This window comes from Thermococcus sp., from assembly GCF_026991495.1.
GTDB lineage: Archaea > Methanobacteriota_B > Thermococci > Thermococcales > Thermococcaceae > Thermococcus.
The window spans coordinates 1-4,026 of sequence record NZ_JALXBJ010000067.1; the positions used below are offsets into that span (position 1 = coordinate 1).

At 56.8% G+C, this 4,026-nt stretch carries 7 protein-coding genes; 5 read left to right on the forward strand and 2 right to left on the reverse strand.

The window, feature by feature from the left end; translation table 11 throughout:
• Window positions 1-718 (reverse strand): glycine--tRNA ligase (gene glyS / locus MVB78_RS08165; RefSeq protein WP_297490182.1); only part of this gene is annotated, 718 nt, incomplete at its 3' end.
• Between the two features lie 146 nt (window positions 719-864).
• Here glyS and MVB78_RS08170 point away from each other — a divergent pair.
• The 5 genes from MVB78_RS08170 to MVB78_RS08190 all read left to right on the forward strand — a co-directional run bounded on the left by MVB78_RS08170 (window position 865) and on the right by MVB78_RS08190 (window position 3,469).
• A complete protein-coding gene (locus MVB78_RS08170) occupies window positions 865-1,095 on the forward strand; it encodes an LSm family protein (RefSeq protein ID WP_297490184.1) in 231 nt (76 codons plus the stop codon).
• A gap of 26 nt (window positions 1,096-1,121) precedes the next feature.
• On the forward strand, window positions 1,122-1,313 hold the full coding sequence (locus MVB78_RS08175) for a 50S ribosomal protein L37e (protein WP_014011939.1): 192 nt from the start codon (window positions 1,122-1,124) through the stop codon (window positions 1,311-1,313).
• A 113-nt stretch (window positions 1,314-1,426) separates the two neighbouring features.
• Complete coding sequence (locus MVB78_RS08180) at window positions 1,427-2,797, forward strand: MATE family efflux transporter (protein ID WP_297490186.1); 1,371 nt, start codon at window positions 1,427-1,429, stop codon at window positions 2,795-2,797.
• Window positions 2,798-2,862: 65 nt separating this feature from the next.
• Window positions 2,863-3,084 (forward strand): hypothetical protein, encoded by a 222-nt coding sequence (locus MVB78_RS08185; RefSeq protein ID WP_297490188.1) that lies wholly within the window; start codon window positions 2,863-2,865, stop codon window positions 3,082-3,084.
• The gene (locus MVB78_RS08190) at window positions 3,071-3,469 is read left to right on the forward strand and encodes a type II toxin-antitoxin system VapC family toxin (RefSeq protein ID WP_297490190.1); all 399 of its coding nucleotides are present in this window, start codon (window positions 3,071-3,073) and stop codon (window positions 3,467-3,469) included. The genes MVB78_RS08185 and MVB78_RS08190 overlap by 14 nt, the downstream gene beginning before the upstream one ends.
• Here MVB78_RS08190 and MVB78_RS08195 read toward each other — a convergent pair.
• On the reverse strand, window positions 3,466-4,026 hold a 561-nt coding region (locus MVB78_RS08195), incomplete at its 5' end, for a VIT1/CCC1 transporter family protein (RefSeq protein WP_297490192.1). The two genes, MVB78_RS08190 and MVB78_RS08195, sit on opposite strands and share 4 nt — an antisense overlap.

Below are 4,026 nucleotides of genomic sequence, written 5' to 3' on the forward strand. Positions count from 1 at the left end.
GCCTGAGAACCTCGTCTTTAACCTCGTCAAAGTGGGGGTGTTCTGTTTCCTTCGGGTTGAAGAATATCTCCGCTTCCGCCTGCGTGAACTCCCTCAAGCGAAGCATCCCCTGCCTCGGCGAAATCTCGTTGCGGTAGGCTTTTCCGATCTGGAAGACGCCGAAGGGGAGCTTGTTCCTCGCGAAGGCGTTGAGGCGCCTGAAGTTGACGAAGATGCCCTGGGCAGTCTCGGGCCTCAGGTAGCCCTTCTGGTCGCCGTAGGGGCCTATCTTCGTCTCGAACATGAGGTTGAAGTACCACACCTCGCCAAGCTCGCCGCCGCACTCAGGGCACTTTATGCCGTGCTCCCTTATCAGCTCGGTGAGGTGCTCGGCGCTCATGCCCTCGGTGTCTATGCCCAGAGCTTCTTCAACGAGGTGGTCCGCTCTAAAGCGGGCACCGCACTTCCGGCACTCCACCAGCGGGTCGACGAACTTCTCGACGTGGCCGCTGGCTATGAAGACCTTCTCGGGCGTTATGTCCGGGGTTTCCAGCTCGAAGAAGCCCTCCCTCTGGAAGGCCTCCCTTATCTTCCGCTCGATTTTGCGCTTTATCGCCGCCCCAAGCGGGCCGTAGTCATAGAATCCGCGTGAACCGCCGTATATCTCAAAGCTGCCCCAGGCAAAGCCTCTCCTCCTCATCAAATCCTGCAGAATCTCGTACTTATCAGCTTCTCCCATCGCTCACCACCTGAAACTGGAGTAAGGCGAGTTCATAAAAAGCTTTTGGGAATCAACCCCTGCCCGCCAATCCCCCCGACGGAAAGAGTTATAAACCGTTTTCCTCGTTATCGCTATGAGCTTTGATTGTTTGGAGGTGCGTGAAAATGGCGGAAAGACCACTCGACGTTATACACAAGTCCCTTGACAAGGATGTCCTCGTGCTCCTCAAGAGGGGTTCCGAGTTCAGGGGTAAGCTCATCGGTTACGACATCCACCTGAACGTCGTCCTCGCCGACGCCTCGCTCATGCAGGACGGCGAGGAAATTAAGAAGTACGGTAAAATCGTCATCAGGGGAGACAACGTCTTAGCAATCTCCCCGGTCGAGCTTGAGTGAGCTTAGCGAGCTAACGGGGTGATAACATGGGAGCGGGAACAGAGCCGAAGGGCAGGAGGAACCACACTCCAACTCACATCAGGTGCAGGCGCTGCGGAAGGCGCGCCTTCAACGTCCAGAAGGGCTACTGCGCCGCCTGCGGTTTCGGCAGGAGCAGGCGCATGAGGAAGTACAGCTGGTCCCACAAGTGGAAGAAGAAGAGGAACCTCGCCTACTGAACCCCTTTTATTTTCTCCCTTGCCCCTGCTGTTCTGCGGCTTGAATGTCCATAACCAACACCGCAACCCTTATTAACTCAAACGTCTTTCTCCTCGTTTAGAGGGACGTCTTAATGCTGCGGCTCAACGAGAACCAGCGGAGGCTCTGGAAGCTCGCCTGGCCTGCCATAATGGGGAACATATCCCAGACCCTTCTTAACCTAGTGGACATGATGATGGTCGGCCACCTCGGGGCGCTGGCCCTCGCGTCCGTCGGTCTCGGTGGCCAGGTAAGCTGGTTCATGATGCCCATAATGGCCGCCGTCGCGACGGGAACCCTCGCCCTCGTGGCCCGCTTCGTCGGTGCAAAGGACGATGCAAAAGCCACCCTTGCCCTCGAGCAGAGCCTATACTTGGCGTTCCTCCTCGGAATCCCGGTCATGCTCTTCGGCTGGCTCTTCGGGGACGACATCCTCAGGATAATGGGCGCGAGGCCCGATGTTGTTGCCCTCGGCTATTCCTACATCAGAGTTCTCTTCGCCTTCTATCCAATACGCTTCGTGGGCTTCACGGCATTTTCGGCCCTTAGGGGTGCGGGGGACACGAAAACGCCGATGAAGCTGGGCATACTGATGAACTTCATCAACGCGGTTCTGGATTATCTCCTCATCTACGGCAAGCTCGGCTTTCCAAGGCTTGGGGCCGTTGGGGCCGCCTGGGCGTCCGGAATCGGGATAACTACCTCTATGCTCATCGGCCTCTACCTGCTCTGGAGCGGGAAGCTGGTGCTCCGCTTCAGGCCAAGCTGGAGCTTCCACCCGGATATGGCCGGAAGGATACTCCGCATAGGCATTCCCACCATGATCGAGCGCGGCATCTTCAGCTTCTACAACTTCCTCTACATGAGCATAGTTACCCGCTTCGGGACGATAGCTTTGGCGGCGCATCAGGTCGGCCTGCGCGTCGAGAGCATAGCCTACATGCCCGCCTTCGGCTTCAACGTTGCAACCTCCGCCCTTGTCGGCCAGAGCCTCGGCGAGGGCAGTCCTGAGAAGGCTGAAAGGACTGTTTACGAAGCCCTCAAAATGGTGGGCCTCTTTATGAGCGTTATGGCCTTCATCCTGATAGTCTTCCCGCGCTACCTGGTGATGCCCTTCATAAGCTCGGGCGACCCCCACTACGCGGACGTGATGCGCCTCGCGAGCATCTACCTCATAATAGTCGGAATAAGCGAGATTCCCCTAGGCTGGCTCTTCGTCCTCGGCGGGGCTCTGAGGGGCGCCGGCGACACGAAGACCCCGATGTACATTACCGCCGTCAGCAAGCTGCTCTTCAGGATAGTTCCAGCGTACCTGCTGGGCTTCGGCTTCACAGTGGGGCCGGTTCACTTCGAGGGCCTCGGGGTCATAGCGGCCTGGATAGCCATGAGCCTCGAGACCTTCACCACCGCCGGGCTCTTCTGGTGGGCGTTCAAGAGGGGAAAATGGAAGTACGTGAAGGTCTGAGTTTTATCATGAACCCCTCAGGAACGTTTATAACTTTGTATGACAGAAATGTAAACGGTGGTTGTATGGCGGTGATAAGCATTCGCATTCCCGATGATCTCAAAGCGAAGATGAAGGAACTTGACATAAACTGGAGCGAGGAGATAAGGCGGTTTATAGAGAGGAAGATCAGGGAGGAGGACAAGGAAAGGGCACTCAGGAAGATGCATGAGCTTCTTGTTGGGGGCACTCCATCTGAGCGCGGCACCGGAAGAAAGTACGTGAGGGAGGACCGTGATAGTAATTGATGCCTCTTCGATAGCCAGGTACGTCCTCTTGGAGCCAGGATGGGAACGGGTTGAGGATTTCCTGAAAAACGACCTTGTTTCACTGGAGTACGCCCTGGTGGAGGTGTCAAACGCTCTGTGGAAGCATCATGCCCTCTACAATCGCATTGAACAGGAAGAGTTTGAGCGGCGCTGCCGGGTAATCGACGTTCTCCCAAGCGTGATCATCTTCGAGAATCCCATGAGGTACTTAGGAGAGGCCAGAAGAATAGCCGTTGATGAAGGAATCACAGTTTACGGCGCCCTCTATATCGCCCAGGCCCTCAAGTACGGAAACTTGGCTACAAGCGATGAAAAACAGGGGAAAATCGCAGAAAAGCTCGGTGTTGAAGTAACGTACCTCTAAAGCGCCGACACATGGAAGAGCGCCTCCATAGCCCTCCCGAAGATGTAGCTCAGGAAGGCTGCACCCAAACCTGTGGCCACCATCTCGGCGACCTTCTTCCGGATCGAGATTCCTGAAAGCAGGGATATCAGCGTCGCCACTATAGCCAGTGCGGAGCCTGCCAGGAGTATCGAGAGCGGAAGCGCGGTCAGCGAGCTGGAAGTGAGAAAGTAGGGGGTGACCGGGAAGGCGACGCCGAGCAGGTAGGAAACCCCCGTGTAGAGAGCCGCCCTTATCTCATCCTCCTCCGCTTCGGGAAGGAGGAGCTGCATTATCGCCTCACTGTTGCTGGACAGCTCTCTGGCAACCTCCCTGGCAACATCCTCCGGCATGCCGCCCTCTATGAGCTTCTCCACAAGTTCCTCCACGGTTCTCTCCGGTGAGACCCTGAAGAGAACCTCCATCCTGTCCCTGATGGACTCTTTCACCTGCCTCTGGGAGCGGACGGAGACAAAGGTTCCTATCGCCATGGACAGGGCTCCCGCGACACCTACGATGAGGCCGCTTACTCCAACGAG

Coding starts and splice junctions, on each gene's coding strand:
- MVB78_RS08170 (WP_297490184.1), top strand. CDS start 865: ATGGCGGAAAGACCACTCGACGTTATACACAAGTCCCTTGACAAGGAT.
- MVB78_RS08185 (WP_297490188.1), top strand. CDS start 2,863: ATGGCGGTGATAAGCATTCGCATTCCCGATGATCTCAAAGCGAAGATG.
- MVB78_RS08180 (WP_297490186.1), top strand. CDS start 1,427: ATGCTGCGGCTCAACGAGAACCAGCGGAGGCTCTGGAAGCTCGCCTGG.
- MVB78_RS08175 (WP_014011939.1), top strand. CDS start 1,122: ATGGGAGCGGGAACAGAGCCGAAGGGCAGGAGGAACCACACTCCAACT.